This is a genomic window from Mycobacterium szulgai, from assembly GCF_002116635.1.
Taxonomy (GTDB): domain Bacteria; phylum Actinomycetota; class Actinomycetes; order Mycobacteriales; family Mycobacteriaceae; genus Mycobacterium; species Mycobacterium szulgai.
The window spans coordinates 26,650-43,742 of the sequence record NZ_LQPW01000048.1; the positions used below are offsets into that span (position 1 = coordinate 26,650).

The 17,093-nt window shown below is 64.4% G+C and carries 18 protein-coding genes; 6 read left to right on the top strand and 12 right to left on the bottom strand.

The features are described from left to right. Nucleotides 1–13: 13 nt before the first annotated feature. The 5 genes from AWC27_RS09995 to AWC27_RS10015 are packed head-to-tail and all read right to left on the bottom strand — an operon-like array spanning nucleotide 14 to nucleotide 4,576. The gene (locus tag AWC27_RS09995) at nucleotides 14–2,242 is read right to left on the bottom strand and encodes a SpoIIE family protein phosphatase (RefSeq protein WP_085670343.1); all 2,229 of its coding nucleotides are present in this window, start codon (nucleotides 2,240–2,242) and stop codon (nucleotides 14–16) included. After that, nucleotides 2,239–2,865 (bottom strand): SpoIIE family protein phosphatase, encoded by a 627-nt coding sequence (locus tag AWC27_RS10000; RefSeq protein ID WP_085670344.1) that lies wholly within the window; start codon nucleotides 2,863–2,865, stop codon nucleotides 2,239–2,241. Before AWC27_RS10000 ends, AWC27_RS09995 begins: the two co-directional genes overlap by 4 nt. Continuing rightward, the gene (locus AWC27_RS10005; RefSeq protein ID WP_139801859.1) at nucleotides 2,858–3,268 is read right to left on the bottom strand and encodes an ATP-binding protein; all 411 of its coding nucleotides are present in this window, start codon (nucleotides 3,266–3,268) and stop codon (nucleotides 2,858–2,860) included. The genes AWC27_RS10000 and AWC27_RS10005 overlap by 8 nt, the downstream gene beginning before the upstream one ends. Next, nucleotides 3,258–3,647 (bottom strand): STAS domain-containing protein, encoded by a 390-nt coding sequence (locus AWC27_RS10010; RefSeq protein WP_083115569.1) that lies wholly within the window; start codon nucleotides 3,645–3,647, stop codon nucleotides 3,258–3,260. Before AWC27_RS10010 ends, AWC27_RS10005 begins: the two co-directional genes overlap by 11 nt. A 35-nt stretch (nucleotides 3,648–3,682) precedes the next feature. Further along, complete coding sequence (locus tag AWC27_RS10015) at nucleotides 3,683–4,576, bottom strand: STAS domain-containing protein (protein WP_085670345.1); 894 nt, start codon at nucleotides 4,574–4,576, stop codon at nucleotides 3,683–3,685. Nucleotides 4,577–4,737: 161 nt separating this feature from the next. Between AWC27_RS10015 and AWC27_RS10020 the strand changes: the two genes are divergently transcribed. After that, the gene (locus tag AWC27_RS10020) at nucleotides 4,738–5,106 is read left to right on the top strand and encodes an STAS domain-containing protein (protein WP_139801860.1); all 369 of its coding nucleotides are present in this window, start codon (nucleotides 4,738–4,740) and stop codon (nucleotides 5,104–5,106) included. Here AWC27_RS10020 and AWC27_RS10025 read toward each other — a convergent pair. Genes AWC27_RS10025 through AWC27_RS10035 form a run of 3 tightly spaced genes read right to left on the bottom strand, consistent with a single transcriptional unit; the run spans nucleotide 5,096 to nucleotide 7,966 of the window. After that, nucleotides 5,096–6,118, bottom strand: coding sequence for a hypothetical protein (locus AWC27_RS10025; protein ID WP_085670347.1), 1,023 nt, complete (start codon nucleotides 6,116–6,118; stop codon nucleotides 5,096–5,098). The genes AWC27_RS10020 and AWC27_RS10025 overlap by 11 nt on opposite strands. Further along, nucleotides 6,115–7,431: a Dyp-type peroxidase gene (locus tag AWC27_RS10030; RefSeq protein ID WP_085670348.1), complete on the bottom strand. Its 1,317-nt coding sequence runs from the start codon at nucleotides 7,429–7,431 to the stop codon at nucleotides 6,115–6,117. The genes AWC27_RS10025 and AWC27_RS10030 overlap by 4 nt, the downstream gene beginning before the upstream one ends. 13 nt (nucleotides 7,432–7,444) lie before the next feature. Continuing rightward, nucleotides 7,445–7,966, bottom strand: coding sequence for a hypothetical protein (locus AWC27_RS10035; RefSeq protein ID WP_085670392.1), 522 nt, complete (start codon nucleotides 7,964–7,966; stop codon nucleotides 7,445–7,447). A gap of 358 nt (nucleotides 7,967–8,324) precedes the next feature. On the opposite strand from AWC27_RS10035, the gene AWC27_RS10040 reads away from it, so the two are divergent. The 4 genes from AWC27_RS10040 to AWC27_RS10055 all read left to right on the top strand — a co-directional run bounded on the left by AWC27_RS10040 (nucleotide 8,325) and on the right by AWC27_RS10055 (nucleotide 11,139). Next, a complete protein-coding gene (locus AWC27_RS10040; RefSeq protein ID WP_085670349.1) occupies nucleotides 8,325–8,702 on the top strand; it encodes a heme-binding protein in 378 nt (125 codons plus the stop codon). A gap of 91 nt (nucleotides 8,703–8,793) precedes the next feature. Next, complete coding sequence (locus tag AWC27_RS10045) at nucleotides 8,794–9,312, top strand: DUF6328 family protein (RefSeq protein ID WP_085670393.1); 519 nt, start codon at nucleotides 8,794–8,796, stop codon at nucleotides 9,310–9,312. 43 nt (nucleotides 9,313–9,355) lie between these two features. Beyond that, entirely contained in the window at nucleotides 9,356–10,411 is a 1,056-nt protein-coding gene (locus tag AWC27_RS10050; protein ID WP_085670350.1) for a DNA topoisomerase IB, read from the top strand. A gap of 74 nt (nucleotides 10,412–10,485) precedes the next feature. Beyond that, nucleotides 10,486–11,139, top strand: coding sequence for an ANTAR domain-containing protein (locus tag AWC27_RS10055; protein WP_245846970.1), 654 nt, complete (start codon nucleotides 10,486–10,488; stop codon nucleotides 11,137–11,139). Here AWC27_RS10055 and AWC27_RS10060 read toward each other — a convergent pair. Next, nucleotides 11,098–12,189 (bottom strand): helix-turn-helix transcriptional regulator, encoded by a 1,092-nt coding sequence (locus tag AWC27_RS10060; protein ID WP_245846973.1) that lies wholly within the window; start codon nucleotides 12,187–12,189, stop codon nucleotides 11,098–11,100. The genes AWC27_RS10055 and AWC27_RS10060 overlap by 42 nt on opposite strands. A 34-nt stretch (nucleotides 12,190–12,223) precedes the next feature. Then, complete coding sequence (locus AWC27_RS10065; protein WP_085670395.1) at nucleotides 12,224–13,429, bottom strand: glycosyltransferase; 1,206 nt, start codon at nucleotides 13,427–13,429, stop codon at nucleotides 12,224–12,226. A 185-nt stretch (nucleotides 13,430–13,614) separates the two neighbouring features. Between AWC27_RS10065 and AWC27_RS10070 the strand changes: the two genes are divergently transcribed. Then, nucleotides 13,615–14,466, top strand: a complete 852-nt coding sequence (locus AWC27_RS10070) for a chemotaxis protein CheB (protein WP_085670352.1) — start codon at nucleotides 13,615–13,617, stop codon at nucleotides 14,464–14,466. Here AWC27_RS10070 and AWC27_RS10075 read toward each other — a convergent pair. Beyond that, entirely contained in the window at nucleotides 14,463–16,304 is a 1,842-nt protein-coding gene (locus AWC27_RS10075) for a CheR family methyltransferase (protein WP_085670353.1), read from the bottom strand. The two genes, AWC27_RS10070 and AWC27_RS10075, sit on opposite strands and share 4 nt — an antisense overlap. Nucleotides 16,305–16,354: 50 nt before the next feature. Next, entirely contained in the window at nucleotides 16,355–17,092 is a 738-nt protein-coding gene (locus AWC27_RS10080; RefSeq protein ID WP_085670396.1) for an STAS domain-containing protein, read from the bottom strand. Nucleotide 17,093: the final 1 nt, after the last annotated feature.

The window sequence follows — 17,093 nt, forward strand, 5'->3', positions numbered from 1 at the left end:
CTCCTGCACCCGATCAAACTGCCGGGACGGTGGAACCCGCCACCCGGAAAGTCACGTCGATGGTGGTTCCATTCGAGGAATTTTCGACCTCCACCGTGTCGCTCATCGCCCTGATCAGGGGCAGGCCGCGGCCGCTGTTGCCCGGATTGACGGCGGGTGTCTTCCACGAACCGGAATCCACGATTCGCGCGCGGATCTCGCCGTCGACGGCCGTGGCCTCGAGCAGCATGGTGCCGACTTCGTGTCCGCGATAGGCGTGCTCGACGCAATTGGTGCAGGCCTCGCTGATGACGAGCACGATATCGGTCGCCTGTGCCTCCGGGACTTCGGCTGCCTTGAGCCATGAGGTGAGCTCACGCCGCAGCGGCGCCAATTGCTCTGCATGAGCGTCGGTTTCAATACGAAGCGGTGCCAGTTGGTGTCTGTATACCACCATGGCGACGTCGTCGTCATAGCCACCCAGCGGAGCCAATTGGTTCAGCACCGCATCGGCGACATCGCTGATCGGCAAGTCATTGCTTTCCAACAAAACCTCCGCGACGCGGTCCAGGCCCTTGTCGATCGACTCGTGTTTACGCTCCACCAGCCCATCGGTGAACAACATCAGCGTTGAGCCGGGCCGCAGCGTCCTAGCCGCTTGTGGCCGAGTCTCGTTGCGGCGCACGGCAAGTGGCACCGACGATGCATCGGTCAGCAGCTGCGTCCCAGCCCCGGTCCCAGCACCCGCGAGCACGGCAGGCATGTGCCCGGCATTGCTGTATTCCAACACTCCCGACCGGGTGTCCAGAATGGCCAGAAAAACGGTGGTGCAGTACGCATCTGGAATGAGCGACGCGGCCGCGTCGAGCTGTTCGAGTAATAGCGCGGGCTTTGCGCCGGTGATCAGCAGCGCGCGGGCCGAGCTGCGCAGCTGGCCCATGATGGCCGCGGCGGGCAATCCCCGGCCCACGCAGTCGCCCACCACGATGCCGATCCGGTGATCGTCGATAGGCAACACGTCATACCAGTCGCCGCCAATCTCCAGCGGTGGAACGGCGGGCTCGTAGCGAACGGCGAAGCCCGGCGGCGGTTCCATCGGTGGCAGCAGCGCACGTTGCAAGGTGAGCGAGGTCACGCGGGCGCTCTCGAACTGGCGGACATGCTGGATCGCCAGGCTCAAGTGCCCGATGAGCACGGTGACCAGCAGCCGGTCCTCGGCGGTCACCCAGCGCGGTACCCCAAGCTCTAGCCACAGCGCCACATCACCGGTGCCCGACAGCACCGCGACCAGGCCCTTGGCCTTACCCGCAGCTTCCGGCCACTCGACCGTCCTTGCCGTCAGCGGCAGCTGATGGCGCGCGTCTTGGAATGTCTGACGCAGCAACGGATCCAGGGTTCGCCACGGCGATTCGGCGGGCTCGTCAGCTATCTGGACAGTCGGCTCGCCGTCGCCTGGCGGCCACACGGCCAAAACCACCCGACTTACATCGACCGCCGCCCGGCACTCGTCGAGCGTGATCGACAGAACCTCTGCCACGCTCTTGGCGACGCCGACTGCCGTGGCAAGCCGCAGCACCGCGCTTTCGCGTGCGGCGAAGGCGCGTTCGGCGGTGATGTCGCGAACGGTTCCCACGTAAACGTCGAGATCTGCGCCGGGCCCGGTGACCGCGTTGATACTCACCGTGACCCAGGCCAGATGGCCGTCGCGATGCCGGATCGGTGTCTCGTATTGGGAGCTGCCCTCCCGCCGAACCCGCTGCTGTTCCTGCATCGCGGTCGTCTTGTCGACCAGCCACGGGTGTGGCCATTCGTAGGGCAGATCCTCCGCGGAATAGCCGAGTATCTCGGCGAAGGCGTTGTTTATCTCGACCACTGCGCCGTCGTGGTCGGCGACGAAAAACCCCTCCTGCAGGGAATTGACCAGGGCGGTGCGGAACTTGTCGCGATCGGCGAGATCCTCGGCGCGGGCCCGCTCTTCGGCGTATCGGCGGGTGCCGTCGAGGAATCCGCGGGTTGCGACATCGAGTGCGGCCAACGTCTGCAGCAGGAATTCCAGCGCCGCAGGCGCATCGACCTGAGCAGTCTTAGCAAGGTTGTCAACCGTATGGAAGTGAGCCTCGATGATGTCGAGGATGCTGATCTGTTCCTGCAGCGCTCGCCGGCCCAGTTCGTGGCCGGCGGCCAAATAGTCCTCACCGCGCGCCTCGAGGTAGGCGTTGAGCGTAGCGATGTACTGATCGCGGAATTCGTCTGTGTTGGTCATCTCGAGCTGCCTCGGTGACGCGCGGCGAGCACCAGTGCGTCGTCGGTCTCCTTGGCGTGCTTGGTCAGTATGTGGTCGGCGATGTCTACTGCCGAGGCGGCGAAGTCGATGTGGTCGAGGTGGTCCTCGGTGATGCCATCGCTGGCTATTACCATCAGATCGCCGGTGCGCGTCGAAACCACTTGTGCGGGTGTGATTTCCGGAATTCGATAGCCGACTATTCCGCCGGTGAGGCGGGCTGAGGAGCGGAGCTGGATGCCGGTTGCCGCTTTGGCCACCAGGTTGGCGGTGACGTTTCCGATTCCGGTCCAGCTCAGCCGTCCGGTGTCGAACTCGATGCGCGCCAGGGTCATTGCCACACCCCGGGTGCCGCCGAGCATGCGGTGGCAAAGCTGGATCAGTACCTCGACCCGTTCGCTGCGGGCGCTGCGGAGTGCGTCCAAGGCGGTCAGCGCGGCGGTTGCGGCGGCCGGTCCGTGCCCGAGCCCGTCGAGCACCCCGAACAGCGCGGAAGTGTCGTCGACGCCCACCGCGATCGCCTGGTCGCCGCAGACAAGCTCGCCCGGTCGTGGGCGACTCGCGATCGCCCACTCGATCGGCCCCAGCTTGCCGTGATCACGCACGGGCCGGCACCCACTTCCACATTTCGATGATCGTCCCTTGACCCAGTGCGGATTTCACGATCAGCCGGTCCATCAGGCGCCGGGCGCCGGGCAGGCCGAGCCCGAGGCCGCGGCCGGTGGAATACCCGTCTTCGAGTGCACGCTCGATATCGGCGATGCCGGGACCGTCGTCCTCGGCGCGCACCACCAGCGCCTTGCGTCCCTCGCGGTCTCCAACCCCGACCGAAACCTCGCCGCGCCCAGCGTAACTGGTGATGTTGCGGGCGACTTCGGAGATCGCGGTGGCGATCATGGTGACATCGGTCAGCGAAAAGCCAAGATCCAGCGCGAGCTGATGTCCGGCTTTGCGGGCGGCGACAATGTCGTCGGGATTGCCTATGACGACCACAATGTCATCCGGCACCGTCGCGCCCGATCGCTGATTTGCCTGCTCCCGGTTGGCGATTGAGCAGGGCAATGCCCTCTTCCAGGTCCAGCGCGGTATTCATGTCGTCGAATGTCAAGCCCAGTTGAACCATCGCGAAGGCCACCTCTGGTTGCAGCCCCACGATCACCGTCTCGGCACCGCGTAGCCGGGTCATGTGGGCGATGGTGCGCAGCGACCGGGCCGCGAACGAGTCCATCACGTCGATGGCGGTGACGTCGACGATGATGCCCTGCGCCCGGAACCGGCTGACGCGCTCCATGAGTTCGTACCGGAGCCGTTCGGTGTCGGAGTCGGTGAGCGCAGCCTGCACCGACGCGATGAGAAAGGCGCCTTGCTTCAAGATTGGTACTGGCATGGTGTGCTCGCGTTGGTCGGTGCGGTCGCGTTCCTTTATTCGCCGGTGCGGGTGACTTCGTAGCCCAGCAGGCGCTCGGCTTCTTCGATACCGCCTTGCAAGTCGCCGACGGCGTTCATCTTCGACAGGTCCAGCCCGATCGTGACCAGTGTCAAGGCGATCTCAGACGATAGGCCGGTGATGATCACGCTGGCACCCATCAACCCGGAGGCATCGACCGTCTGCACCAGGTGGTTGGCCACCGTGGAGTCGATGGTGGGCACACCGGTGATGTCGATGACGACCACCTTGGCGCGGTTGGCGCGAATGGCGCGCAACAGTTGCTCGGTGACCTGACGAGCACGCTGGCTGTCCAGCACCCCGATGATCGGCAGAATCAGCAGCTGCTCACGCACCTGCAGCACCGGCGTCGACAGCTCGCGGATGGCCTCCTGCTGCTGGCGGATGATGCGCTCGCGTTCCTGCACGAAGCTGACGGCCACGGTGTTGGCGATGCGGTTGGCCGCCGGTTCATAAGCGTCCAGCACCCGGTTCAGCATCCCGAACTCGGCTTGGTACTTCTCGAACAACGATCGGGCCAGAACGTCACGCAGCAGTAGCACGATGCCGACGACCTCGTCGGTTTCCACGCCACGGGGGATGATGCGTTCGGACAGGTCGCGCGCGTAGGCCTGCAACGCCTCGACGCTACCGGTCTCGAGCACCTCGACGTAGTTGTCGTAGACGGCGGTCGCCTCGGAGAAGAGCTCTTCGGGCGTCATTGCGGTGAGCAGTTCCGCGTCGGTGATTCTGCGGGCCCACTCTTCGCGCAGTGCGGTTCGATTGCGGCGCAGGTGCTGAACGAGTTGTGGCAGCAAACCCTCGCTGGAGATGTTGAGCGTCTGCGCGGCGGCGCTGGTAATGCTGAAATCTGACGGCGAATCTGACATCTAGACCTCCCGCTGCTGCACCGCGCTCTGCACCGAGCGCGAGTCCTATGGCGAGACTAACGCGAGTCGGCCGGTTGGACGTGTTGAGGTCTTATTCTTTCTCGCAGTTCGCATGGGGGTTAGGCTTGCAGCACACTGACGGCTCAGACAAAGGATCGCCATTGTCAGCTCCTGATTCGATCACCGCCACGGTCGAGGACCACGAGGGGGTCAAGGTCCTCAGTATCGGCGGTGAAATTGACTTGGTCACCGCGCCGGCCCTTGAGGAAGCCATCGGCGGAGTGATAGCCGACGATCTGACAGCGCTGGTTATCGACTTGTCCGCGGTGGAGTTCCTCGGCTCGGTGGGCCTGAAGATTCTCGCCGCGACTTACGAGAAACTCGGTAGCACCGCTGAGTTCGGGGTGGTTGCGCGCGGTCCGGCGACGAGAAGGCCGATACATCTGACCGGATTGGACAAGACCTTCCCGCTGTATCCGACGCTCGATGACGCCCTGACCGGCGTGCGGGACGGCAAGCTCAACCGCTGAAAGGCATTAGCGACAGATTCCGCCAGAAGTTCACCAGACTTTCGGTGCCGCCGAAGAGCGTCGTGAAATTCGTCGAATCGACCAGCACGATGTCGCCAGCGCGCTGATCCGTCGGCGGCATCCAGACCAGCGCATTGAATTCGGAATTGCCCGCGTCGGTGAACGGATGGGGACGAGTCGGATCGATGCGCTGGCGGGCCAGCACGCGCAGCGCGTCGGTTTGCGGTGCCGTCAATTCGTAATGCGGCAGATGCGGGTGAAAGTTAAAGGTCGTGACATTGTCGAGCAGCCGTGGCGTATCCAGATCCGGGAAACCCGTGAGCGGCGCTATTTGGTTGCCGCCGGCCCCGGAGCCGATAACCGCCGGACGCAGACCCCATTTGTTGTAGACCGGCACTTCTAGCGCCGTCATCAGCGAACGCGTGTATTGGCTGAAGCGCTGCTGGCGCGGGACCAAGGGGTCGCCGTGATGCAGGTACTCGACCTGACGCTGCCGTTGGTCGTCGGTGAATCCGACATCGTGATGCGGGGCGAGCAGCAGACACGTGCCTTCGCGCTGCAGCCACGCCTGAATTGCCGCTACTTCCCCGGGCTGCGCCTTGTCCTGTCCGAGCACGTGGTCGAGACCGAACACCATCAGGGTGTCGGTGTCGGCCAGCACCCGCTCGTCGATCGGCAGCCGATAGCCCGCCTGGTCGATGCGCGGGAAGACGGCGACCGGGTGGCCGGTGACCTCGCCGGCGAGCTTCTGGAAGTCCAGTGTCGAGCGGTGAAATAGCTCCAGCGTCCCGGCGATGCCCTGCAGAAAATGCGCCGCATCCCATTCGGGGGTTTCGTAATTGGGCCAGGCCGCCCTGCGGACCTCGGTGATGGTGGAGAACCGATTGTCCATGGCGGCCGGATCACGTTGCGATTCCCAGGGATAGCTCCAGGTCCAGTAGATGCTGATGCGACGGCGGCCTGGCGTGTGTCTGCGGGCCAGATGATCCTGGTTGTAGGTGCGCGCGTTCATGGTGTACCCGCCAGGTATCTGAGGCCGTTGAGTCCGGGCAGAAAGAAGTATGCGCCGCCGGTCAGGGTGGTGAAGGCGGGCAGGCCCTTGAGCGTCTTGCGGATGGGGCGTTTGGGAATCTTGTATTCCAGTGTGCCGTCCTGTGTTCCGCAGAAGGGGTCGCGTTCGTTGCCCAGCTCGTGAAAGTTGCGGTCGTTGATCCAGACGTTCTGTGCGAACTCGAATTGCCGAATGAGGCTGGCGCAGATGATGAATGCCGCGATCCCGCGATCGGCGCCGTCGTCAGGCGCGCCGTCGGGAAGCTGTGTTCCGTAGGTAGCCCCGCGCCGGATCATCCGGCGCCGATTCATATTGGGCGCGGTGTCGCGTGGGTTGAGCCGCCGGATATGGGATCCCAGGGGTACCGCATAGCCGACGGGATCCATATTCCGGTAGTCGAAGTCGTTGTTACGCAAAGCATCTGCGCCCAGTTCCGGGTCGTCGCGCTGCGGCGCCAGAGCCAGCGGCGCCCCGCTTCGCCACCTGCCCATCAGCTTGGCCGCGAGCAATTCCTGCTCGTCTGATGTCGCGGCCTGCTCGGCCAGGTAGCTGCGAAAGAGCCCGACGTGTTCGCGCAGCCGCCGGTAGGCCATATAGCTGCCATTGCGCGACAACGCCTCGGGCTGCGGCAGTTTCGGAACCACACCATCTTCGTCGGGATAGCCAAGGATGAACTCGCCGGCCTTCAGCGGCCCTCCCGAGCCCGGTGTCGGTTCTTCGCCGGACCCTTCGATCACGGGTTGCGACAACCGGTCCCGAAACCCGAAATGGTCGTGCGCATAGTTGAACGGCGGCGTCGCGTTCAGATCGAGGAAGGACAACACCCGAACGCCGGAGCAGCGGGTCACCAGATCGGCATGCAAGGCAGTGCAGCGCCGGTGTTCAGTATCGTTGCGGGCGAACAGGATTGCGATCGCGTGCAGTTCGTCGCCGGCCAGTCCGCCCACCCAGTTGTCGGGGTGGTTTGCCCCGGTGTCGCCCAGGATATCGGCGCGGGCGACCATGCCTTCCCGGAATTCGTCGGGAAAGGTGGCCAGCGCGTCTTCGGAGACGCCCAGTGCCCGCAGGCCGTTCCAGGTGAACGCCAGCGTGATCCAGCGGTCGTTGCTGTCCATCGTCCTTCGGGCGTCGGCCGCCGACTGGACCTTGTCCACCAATTCGGACAACCAGGCCCGCCCTCCCGCAGGGTCATCGAACGAGAGGAACTCATAGCGCCCGGTCATCGCGGGTGTGCGCGTGACGATGATGTGCTGGATGTTGTCTAGATCAAGCATGCGGCAGCGCCGATCACTGCATCTGGTCCAGCATCTCGGAGAACGAGGCCTTCAGGCGCAGCGCCTTCTTGATCTCGTCGGCTGTGACGTAGGGGTACTCGCCGTACTCGAGGAAGCTGGGGAACTGGTGCTCGCGCACGAACCTGACGAATGCCTCGGGGTTGGTCTGCCAGTCCTCGGGGAAGCCCTCCAGGTTGGTGAACACCGTGCTGACGCCCGACAGGGAGAACAGCTTGACCGCATCTTCGGTGTACTTGTCGAAATCGGTGTCGAAGATGCCCTGATACTGAAAATGCAGCCCGAATCCGACATCGAAGAGTAGCCAGCGCAGATAGTGCAGCCGAAGCGGGGCGAGCAGTTCGGGGTCGGCGGCGATGGCGGCTTCGATCACCTTGCCGTGCTCACGAATTGCCTCCTCGCGTCCCGGCTTGACCTTGGCGATGATCGAGAACCCATAGCAAGCCGGAGTCCGGGGAAAAACCGGGCCGTAACGGCCGCGCTGCAGTTCGAAATAGCCCTCCGCCGGGATGGCCATAGCGGCGGGTTTGCTCCACACGTGCTGGCTGGTATCCACATCGATATCGTGTCACCACCGGCCCCCAGCGCCTAGAGATAACGGTTCCGTCACGAATCACGATCACGATTCCTTAAGAACGTCCAGGGATCTCTGAGAATCCTCATCATCGGCGCCCAGGCCTAGTAGTTTGCTTAGCTAACTGTGTCACTCGAGTTGCTCCTGTCACGCACTTAACAAAAGCGCCTGTTCGTTGACGGCGAACAGCGGCCGCTGCACCCCGGCTGCCCCTTTCGCCTCGGCTACTTTGGATTCGGGGGATCGGGAGCCCCTTGGGACTAATTCGCGATCAATTCGCTTATCCGAAGGATCAATCATCATGAAATTCAGCAGTATCGGCGTGGGCGCCGGTTGTCTGCTCGGAGGACTCGCTATCGGCATTATCGGCGCACCGTCGGCCGCGGCAGCGCCCGACTGCAGCCCGGAGGGTGTGCACGCCACCGTTTCGTCGGTGACCGGCGCGGCCCAGCAGTACCTGGCCAGCCACCCGGGGGCCAGCCAGGTGGTCACCGCCGCCTACGGCCAGCCACGTGGCGACGCGGCCGCCAACATTCGCGGCTACTTCACCTCGCACCCCAATGAGTACTACGACCTGCGCGGGATTCTGGCGCCGATCGGTGACACCGAGCGGCAGTGCAATGTGGCGGCCCTGCCGCCGAACCTGGAATCGGCCTACCACGAGTTCATGGCCGGCTGATTCAGCCTCGCGATAGACCAAACGGCCCGACACAACGAAGTGGCGGGCCGTTTGCCGTTCAGCACGCGTCATCAATGCGATGATCACGATCATGGATGTCGACCATCCGGAAAACGACCAGTCGTGGGACTATCACAAGCGGGGCGGCGAAACCGAAGTCGAGCGCCTCGACCGCAACTGGACCAGCCTGCTGCAGGAGCTGCGGGTGACCCAAACCGGTGTTCAGCTGCTGACCGGATTCCTGTTGACACTGCCCTTCCAGCAGCGCTTCAACGTTTTGGGTGGCGCCATGCGCACGGTGTATCTGGTGACGGTGGGCTGCTCGGTGGGTGCGACGGTGGCGCTGATCGCACCGGTCGGTATGCACCGGCTGCTGTTTCGCCGGCACCGCCTCCTCGTGCTGGTTTCGGCGGCACACCGCTGCGCATACGGCGGGCTGGTGCTGCTCGGTCTGGCGATGACGGGCGTGACGACGATCATCTTCGATGCAGTGTCCGGGCATATCGCGGGCATCGTCGCCGGTGCCTGCGCTCTGGCATTGTTCACCTTGTTCTGGATGGTGGTACCGCTGTGGCTGCGCACCCGCAATCTCGAGCTGCCCAAGCCGTAACTCGCGGGTGTAAGCATTTGGCCGCGCGGGTAATTCCGTCGTCATGCGACTACGACGCAGCGATCTGAGCAAGCCCGGCATTTCACGAAAGCGCCGCGGCAAGGGTTTTGCCTATTACTGGCCCGATGGTGACCTGCTCGCCGATGACCAAACCGTCGGCCGGATCAAAGATCTCGTGATCCCGCCGGCCTGGAAAAAGGTGTGGATTTCCCCGTACCGCAACGGTCACATCCAAGCCGTCGGCACCGACGCGGCCGGGCGCCGCCAGTACCTCTATCACCCGGCCTGGCAGCAGGAGCGCGCCGAGGAGAAATTCGACCGAGTGCTTGAGCTGTCCAAAGGGTTGCCGGCGTGGCGGGAGCAGATCGCGAAAGACCTTGCCGGCCGCGGACTTACCCGCGATCGGGTACTGGCACTGGCGCTGCATCTGCTGGATCAGGGCTACTTCCGGGCCGGCGGTGAGCAATACGCCGACGAAAACGAGTCATATGGCCTTTCCACGTTGCTCTGTGAGCACGTGAGTGTGCGCCGCAGCGCGGTCGCGTTCGACTTTCCTGCCAAGAGCGGGGTCCGGCGCACCTGGGAGATCGAAGACCCCGCAGTGGCGGGGGTGGTCCGCGCGCTATTGCGCCGAACCGAGCGCACCGAACGACTTCTAGTGTGTCGCAAGGAATCTGGATGGACCGACATTCGCGCCGACGACCTCAATGCCCGGTTCAAGGAACTCGTCGGCGACGAGTACAGCGTCAAGGATCTGCGGACCTGGCACGGCACGGTGCTGGCCGCCGCCGCGTTCGCCGAAGCGGATCCGGCCGTGTCGCAACGGGTGGCCAAACGTGTTGCGGCAGCGGTAATGCGCGAAGTCGCCCAGGAACTGGGAAATACGCCGGCGGTGGCGCGGGGCTCCTATGTGGATCCGCGCGTGGTCACCGGTTACGAACGGGGCTTGACGATCGCCGCGGCGGTGCGGCGGGCCGCCCGCGCGCGCCACCCGAATGACGCGCAGGAGAGGCTGGAGAAGGCCACTCGGTTGTTGATTCGGCGAATGGCAAAGGGCGAGAACGCTTCTGACTCACCGGCGTTGCCCAGATCGGCATGACTTCGTTTTCGGGCTTACTGTCCGTGATGCGAACGAACGGTGCGACCAGCCGCTTGCCGGAATACATTTAAATGGTGCGCGATAGTTCGGTGCGCCGGGGGAATCGCTGGCCACGGGTGGGCAGCTTCCGGTACGTCGCAAGTGACGACCACTGGGAGTGGTCGGATGAGGTCGCCCAGATGCACGGCTATGAGCCCGGGCGCGTGGTGCCGACCACCGACCTGCTGCTTACGCACAAACATCCCGATGAAAAGCCCGTGGTGACCCAACTCGTTGAGTGGGTGCGCCGGCATGGGGCGGCGTGCGGCAACCGGTGCCGCATCGTCGATACCGGCGGAGCGGTGCACCTGGTGATCGTGGTGGGCAACCCCTGGTACGACGAGCGTGGCGAGTTCGGCGGCACGGCCGGGTTTTATGTCGACATCACCGAACAAGCCGAGGCCGATCTACAGATGCGGATGACCGACGCAATCGAAGCGGTTAGCGCGCGTCGAGCGGTGATCAACCAGGCAATGGGGGTTTTGATGTTGCGGTACGGACTCAATGCCGATTCCGCATTCGAACTGCTGGCTAAGTTGTCTCAACAATCGAACATCAAGGTCCGGGTACTGGCCGAACGCATTGTGGCCCACGCCGCCGGTCGCAAAGCGCTGTGCGAAGACGCCACCGACGCGGTAAACCGGCTACTACACACTGCGCAGAGTGTCAGTATGCAGCCCAGCGGTTAACTCATGGTGCTTGAGTGTGGTGTGCGGGCTCTCTCCATAGGTCTGGCGATACAGCACAGCGAACCGGCCGGTGTGGGCGAAGCCCCAGCGCTGGGCGATCTCCCCAACGCTGGTGTTGGTTCGGTGGCCGGACAGCAGATCCTGATGGGCCCGGTGTAGCCGGACCCGGCGCAGGTATTCGGTTGGGGTGGTGTCGAGCTGCTGCCGAAAGAGGTACTGCACCGCCCGCGGCGTCAGATGAACCTCGGCGGCGACATCCTTGACGCCGATGTCACTGCCTGCGTGGCGATGGATGAACGACAACGCGGTGCGGACGGCCTTGGGAACCAACGGGTCGCTCAGCCGGTCCTGCCCGGCGGTCGCGTTGGACGGAAAGCATTCCAGCACCGCGGCAGCCAGCAGTTGCCCCGCCGCGGCTACGATCCGCGGGTGCTTGGCGGTCTCTGCGGACGCAAAACTGTCGGTCACGTAGTCAAGCGCAGCACGCCACGCGCGCACCGCCGCGTCCGAACGCGGCCGGGAACTGAGGAACTGAATCTGCTGCGGCAATGGTGTGTGGCCAGCGGCGGCGACCTTACGCAACAGCCCCGGCTCGATGCACACGACATGGAAGCTCGCGCTATTGACCTGTAGTAGGCGTTCAATGCCATCGGCGGCCAACACCGGAGCGTCCGCCGCGACCACGCGGTCACCGGTGATAGTCAGTGACCCCACCCGCGGCTGAATTACCAAGACCGAATCAGCGGCTCGAATATCGCAATCGAATCGGCCCTGGATCACCACCTCGTCGATGGTGATCACATCGGCCGCGCAGCGCCGGTGTGTAACAGCCGAACCCTTCATCAGCCGGCCGGTGCGCCAACCTGGACGGTACGCCGCGGCAAAGAACCGCTGGGCGGCATCGGGGTCGGCGGTGTGGAACTGTTCGTGGCGCAATGCCTCGCGGGCGAGTGTCGTCGACTGCTGGTTAGAACTTGGGCGGGCGGTCCGGATCGGGCCCCGCACCCCAGGAGCCAGCGCGGCAGCGGTGTCGCCGATAACAGTTGCCATGGTTAATCACGATCGTAGTGGGCCTGGCCGAAGGTTACCCCGTGCCGGCCACCACTCGCGATTGGCGTAGCGAATCAACCCGGTCGTAGATGTGCAGTGTGTCCAGTGCAAGGCGGCTCCACGCGTAGCGCGACTCCGCCCGCAACCGCCCGGTGGCGCCCATTCCTTCACGCCGAAAGCTTTGTTCCTGAAGCGTTTTCAACGCACTGATCAGCTCAGCCGGCTGGTCGGGGCGCACGAGCAGCCCGGTGACCGGGTGAACCACGGTATCGGCCAAAGCCCCCACAGACACCGCCACCACGGCCACTCCGCTGGCCATGGCCTGCAACGCCGTCGTCGCACGCGGCGACTGCCGCGGAGTGCACGTCACCACATCGGCGGACCGCAGCACCGACGGCAGCTCATCGGCGGCAACGGTACCCAGGAAGCGGACGCGGTCGCTCACCCCCAGCTGCGTCGCCAGGCCCTCAAGTTCGGCTCTTCCCCCACCTTGGTCGGTGTCCTGGAGGGGGTCGGCGGCGGCGGTTTCCGCGATGATCACCTCGGTGCCCGCAAGCTTGGGTAGCGCGCGTATCGTCTGGTCGAATCCATCGCAGGGCGACGGATTCGGCGCGGCACACACGATTCGATGCATGTCGGTGCGGGCCAGTGCGGGACCCACCGGCGTATAACGTTCGACGTCGACACCCGTGGCCAAGATCGACAGTCCGGCGCGGCCGCGACGCATTCTGGCCAGAGCATCGACTTCGTCGCTGCTGCCGCCGGTCGCCCAGGTGGCGTTGCGGGCCAGCAGGGGCTCTAAGCGCAACTGCTCGGGGTACCGACCGGCACCGGGATCGCCGGGCATTGTCGAAGCGAGGCCGTAAAAGCTTTGTACGGTCGGCAAACCCTGCTCCCGAGCGGCCAGTTGAGCGGCCATACCACCCAGCCACCCGAATGCATGCACGACGTCGGGCGGGTCAGATACCCATGCACTGGCCAGTTCGGCAGCCCAATCGCCGACGTAGGGCAGCACCTGCGGGGGAGACAGTGCCTCGGCGGGCCCGGCGCACACCGGCACCATGTGGTAGCCGGTTTCGGCGCCCACGTCCGTGGGGCGCCGATTCGACCGGCGCACGTAGGCGGTCACGTCGTGTCCATGGGCAGCCAACGCGCCACAGAGCTGATTGCAGCCCCCGTTGCCGACATCGGCACGGTCTCTGGCACTGACGTCGTCGCCGCTGACTATTGCGATTCTCACTTCGGCTCCTCTGCTGAGACCCCCGAATCCTTCCGCGCAAGCCAGACCCCGTGCCGATTCGGTTACCCGCGCCGCCCGGACGGCGAAACGCCGGGCGAGCAGCACTTCGTTTACCGGACCTTCTTCGTTCACTGGCTACCAAACGAGGGCTAGGACCTGGCCGTCGATGGGTGGACACTTGGTAGATGGCCAGGGAGGTACAGGGGCCGGCCGTTGAGGTGGTGGCGCTGCTCGCGTCGGCAGGCGGATTGGACGCACTGGCGACTGTGCTGCGTGACGTGCCGACGGACTTTCCCGCGGCCATCGTCGTGCAGCAACACCTTGGCGGCCCTAACAGCGTGTTGCCCGAGATTCTGGCCAGGCGAACTGGGCACTCGGTCAGCTGGGTGATTGACGGGCAGTCGGTTCGTCCGGGACAGGTCGTCGCCTGCCCGCCCGGAATGCAGCTGGAGCTGACACCGGATGGCTGTTACTCCCTGCATCAGCTCGACGCGCCTTTCCGCCAACACTTTGATGTATTGCTGGCGTCGCTCGCGAGGTCGTATGGATCACGTGCGGTAGCCGTGGTGCTTTCTGGCACCGGGCGGGACGGCGCCCAGGGCACCGCCGCGATGAAGCGAGCCGGCGCGCTTGTCATTGCCCAAAGCCCGGAGTCTGCCGCGTATCCCTCCATGCCGACCGCGGCCGCCGAGGCCGGCGCCGCCCTGGTGCTTCCGCTCAACCACATTGGCCGCGTCCTGCTCAACCTTGTGTTGGACGGCCCGAGGTACACCGCGACCGCCAACGACACGAACAGCTTGACGCCGCCGCCCAGCCGCACTGTCACCAGTGCTGCGTCCCGCGCCGAAGCCGCCCGCGTCCGTGGGGCCGAACTTCAACGCAGGCGCGCCGAACTTGCGGCAGGAATCGGGGCCACCGAGGAGAGCGTCGCGATGGCGCGACGTCGGGCCGAAGAATCGTTGCGCCGCGCGCAGCAAGCACATCGCGAGGCGGCCGAGCATGCGGCGAGGTTGTCGGGGCTGACAATCGCTACTTAGCCGACAACCTCCATCAGCAACAGCGCTCCGCCAACGCAGTCTGCATTCGAGCGGAAAGGCGAGCAGGTAACGCGTACCTGAGCTCGACGTCCGCGCCGGTTGACGGCGTCCACCGTCGCTTCACCCGAGCTGTCCGGATCGACGAAGGCATTCCCGATCAATGGCCGCACCGTCTCCATCGGCAGTCCGATGTCTAGCGCCGCGAACGGCGAACCTGTGGTCTCGTCGGCGCGCAGGCCCCATAGCTCCTCGCAGCCCCGATTCCACACGATCACCCGCATTTCCCGGTCCACCACGACCATGCCCAGGTGGACCGAGTTGATCAGCGAATCCAGGAAGTTCTTCGCATCGTCGAGCTCCAGGCTGCGTTCGCGCAAGGTGTCGTTGATGGTGTGCAGTTCGTCGTTGGTGGACTGCAGCTCCTCGTTCATGGTCTCGAGTTCTTCGTTGGTGGACTGCAGTTCCTCGTTGGTGGTCTCGAGTTCCTCCACGGTGGACTGCAGCTCTTCGTTGGTGGTTTCGAGTTCCTCGTTGGTCGATTGCAGTTCTTCGTAGGCCGCCTCGAGCTGCCGGTTGGTTTGCACGACCTTGTCCAGCAGCGCGCGTGTCGCGGTGACGTCGAAGAACACGATCGATACGCCGAGCAGGCCGTTGTCGGCGTCGATGAGCGGATTGACGTGTATTTCGAACCACACGGTTTCGGTGCCCGGCCGTTGCCATTTGACATCCTGAATTCGCGCGGACCGCCGCTCCACCTTTGCCTGCTCTAAGTACGCGCGCAATTCCACCGGCCGATAGGACACCTCGAGATCGCGCAGCAGCCGTCCGATGTCGCGCGCTGAAAGACCGAACAGGCTCTCGGCCTGTTGATTGATCATTGCTACGGTATCCTCCCCGGTGACCACGATCTGCGCCACGGGGCTAGCACGAAAAGCTAACTCGCGCACGGTGGTTAGACCCGGCAAGTCAGCGTGGCGGTCGTAGAACGCCGCAGCCGGGTCGTAGCGTTCGGTGCCCGCCTGGGAGCCCGCGGACTTGCGGAAAATGCGGTTCTTCAGGTTCAGCGGAGTGAACCGGTCGCTGTGACTCAACAACATCTCGGCGTGCCCGAGGAACAGCGTGCCCTGCGGTGCGAGCGCAAAATGCAAGCGGCCCAACACATTTCGCTGTGTCTCGGCGTTGAGATACATCAGTGTATTGCGGCACACCAGCAGGTCGACACGGGAGATCGGCGCATCTTTGACCAAGTCGTTGCGCCCGAATATGACCGCACGCCGCAGATCTTTGTGAAATATGTAGCGGCCGTTGACTTGTTCGAAGTACCGGGCCAACATATCGGCGGGCACGGATTCGACGGCCCTGGCGTCGTAGGAGGCGGTGCGCGCCTCGGCGAGCGCCTCTTCGTCGATGTCGGTGGCGTAGATCTTGACCCGTTGCCGAAACGGGTCGGGACCAAGGGCTTCGGCCAACAGCATGGCCAACGTGTAGGCCTCCTGGCCCGAAGCGCATCCCGCGCTCCACACCCGGAGCGGGTCGTTGGGGCCGCGCTCGGCCAGCATCCGCGGAACGACGTCGGTGCTGACGAAATCCCATGCCTCGGGGTCGCGAAAGAAGGCCGTGACGTTTATCAAGATCGTGTTGAACAGCGCGGCGAATTCGTCCGAGCTGGCCTGCAGGACATCGAGATATTCCTCGAACGAGGAGTATCCGGCGTGGTCCATTCGGTGACGCACCCGGCGCATCAGCGATGTCCGCTTGTAGCCGGTGAAGTCGAAGCCGCGGGAATCCCGCATGTAGCGCAACAGAGCCTCGAAGGACTCGTCGGTCGGGTTATTCATGCAGCTGCCATTCGCTCGTATTGCCGAGATTCGAACACTACTAGCGAACGTTAGAGCCGATTTTCGGGACCGACCAGCCCCCAGACCGTCTTGCCCGCCGGTGTCGGTGTGCTGCCCCAGGCGCGACAAAGGGCGGAAACGATTGCCAGGCCAGACAGTATCTCGGTGCCGTGGTGGGCGTCCTCGTGGCGGGCGGCCGGTTGCGGGCTGCCATCCTCCACGGCGATAGTGACCTCGTCTTGGTAGCTCTCCACCACCAGCACCGGCGTGCTGCCGGTGTGCTCGAGAACATTTTCGATGAATATCGTCGCCACGGTGCCGGCGACCGGAATCAGGTGTTGCTGATTCCATCCGGTCAGCCAGTCGGCGATCACAGCGCGCGCCAGGGAGACGCCGGACCTGATAGCCGGAAGCTCGATGCGCGCCCGTCGCCGAAGCGCTAACGGCGCATCGTCGACGGCGTACAGCGCCGATTCTCGAGTGGGATGCACCGGCACATAGCGGGATACGCCACACGAGGCGATGGCGCGGCGGCGCTTTGCATCGCTCGAGACCAGCAAGATCGGCACGTCTGGCCAGATGCTGACATGCCAGCGGGCGCTGGTGAAGACCACCCACGCCGAGTCCGACGCCACCGACAGCCGGTTCACGTCCACGATCACTGCTCGCGGCTCGTCAAGAGCAGCCTTGATCACGGCGTCCCGCAAGCTTCGGTAGGTCGAGCTGTCCAGCACACCATCGGCGGTCAGGGTCGACACCCGGTGCTGGCGTTCGATGTCGATCCGCATC

Coding starts and splice junctions, on each gene's coding strand:
- AWC27_RS09995 (WP_085670343.1), bottom strand. CDS start 2,242: ATGACCAACACAGACGAATTCCGCGATCAGTACATCGCTACGCTCAAC.
- AWC27_RS10010 (WP_083115569.1), bottom strand. CDS start 3,647: ATGCCAGTACCAATCTTGAAGCAAGGCGCCTTTCTCATCGCGTCGGTG.
- AWC27_RS10015 (WP_085670345.1), bottom strand. CDS start 4,576: ATGTCAGATTCGCCGTCAGATTTCAGCATTACCAGCGCCGCCGCGCAG.
- AWC27_RS10025 (WP_085670347.1), bottom strand. CDS start 6,118: ATGAACGCGCGCACCTACAACCAGGATCATCTGGCCCGCAGACACACG.
- AWC27_RS10030 (WP_085670348.1), bottom strand. CDS start 7,431: ATGCTTGATCTAGACAACATCCAGCACATCATCGTCACGCGCACACCC.
- AWC27_RS10035 (WP_085670392.1), bottom strand. CDS start 7,966: ATGGCCATCCCGGCGGAGGGCTATTTCGAACTGCAGCGCGGCCGTTAC.
- AWC27_RS10040 (WP_085670349.1), top strand. CDS start 8,325: ATGAAATTCAGCAGTATCGGCGTGGGCGCCGGTTGTCTGCTCGGAGGA.
- AWC27_RS10045 (WP_085670393.1), top strand. CDS start 8,794: ATGGATGTCGACCATCCGGAAAACGACCAGTCGTGGGACTATCACAAG.
- AWC27_RS10050 (WP_085670350.1), top strand. CDS start 9,356: ATGCGACTACGACGCAGCGATCTGAGCAAGCCCGGCATTTCACGAAAG.
- AWC27_RS10060 (WP_245846973.1), bottom strand. CDS start 12,189: ATGGCAACTGTTATCGGCGACACCGCTGCCGCGCTGGCTCCTGGGGTG.
- AWC27_RS10070 (WP_085670352.1), top strand. CDS start 13,615: ATGGCCAGGGAGGTACAGGGGCCGGCCGTTGAGGTGGTGGCGCTGCTC.
- AWC27_RS10075 (WP_085670353.1), bottom strand. CDS start 16,304: ATGAATAACCCGACCGACGAGTCCTTCGAGGCTCTGTTGCGCTACATG.
- AWC27_RS10080 (WP_085670396.1), bottom strand. CDS start 17,092: ATGCGGATCGACATCGAACGCCAGCACCGGGTGTCGACCCTGACCGCC.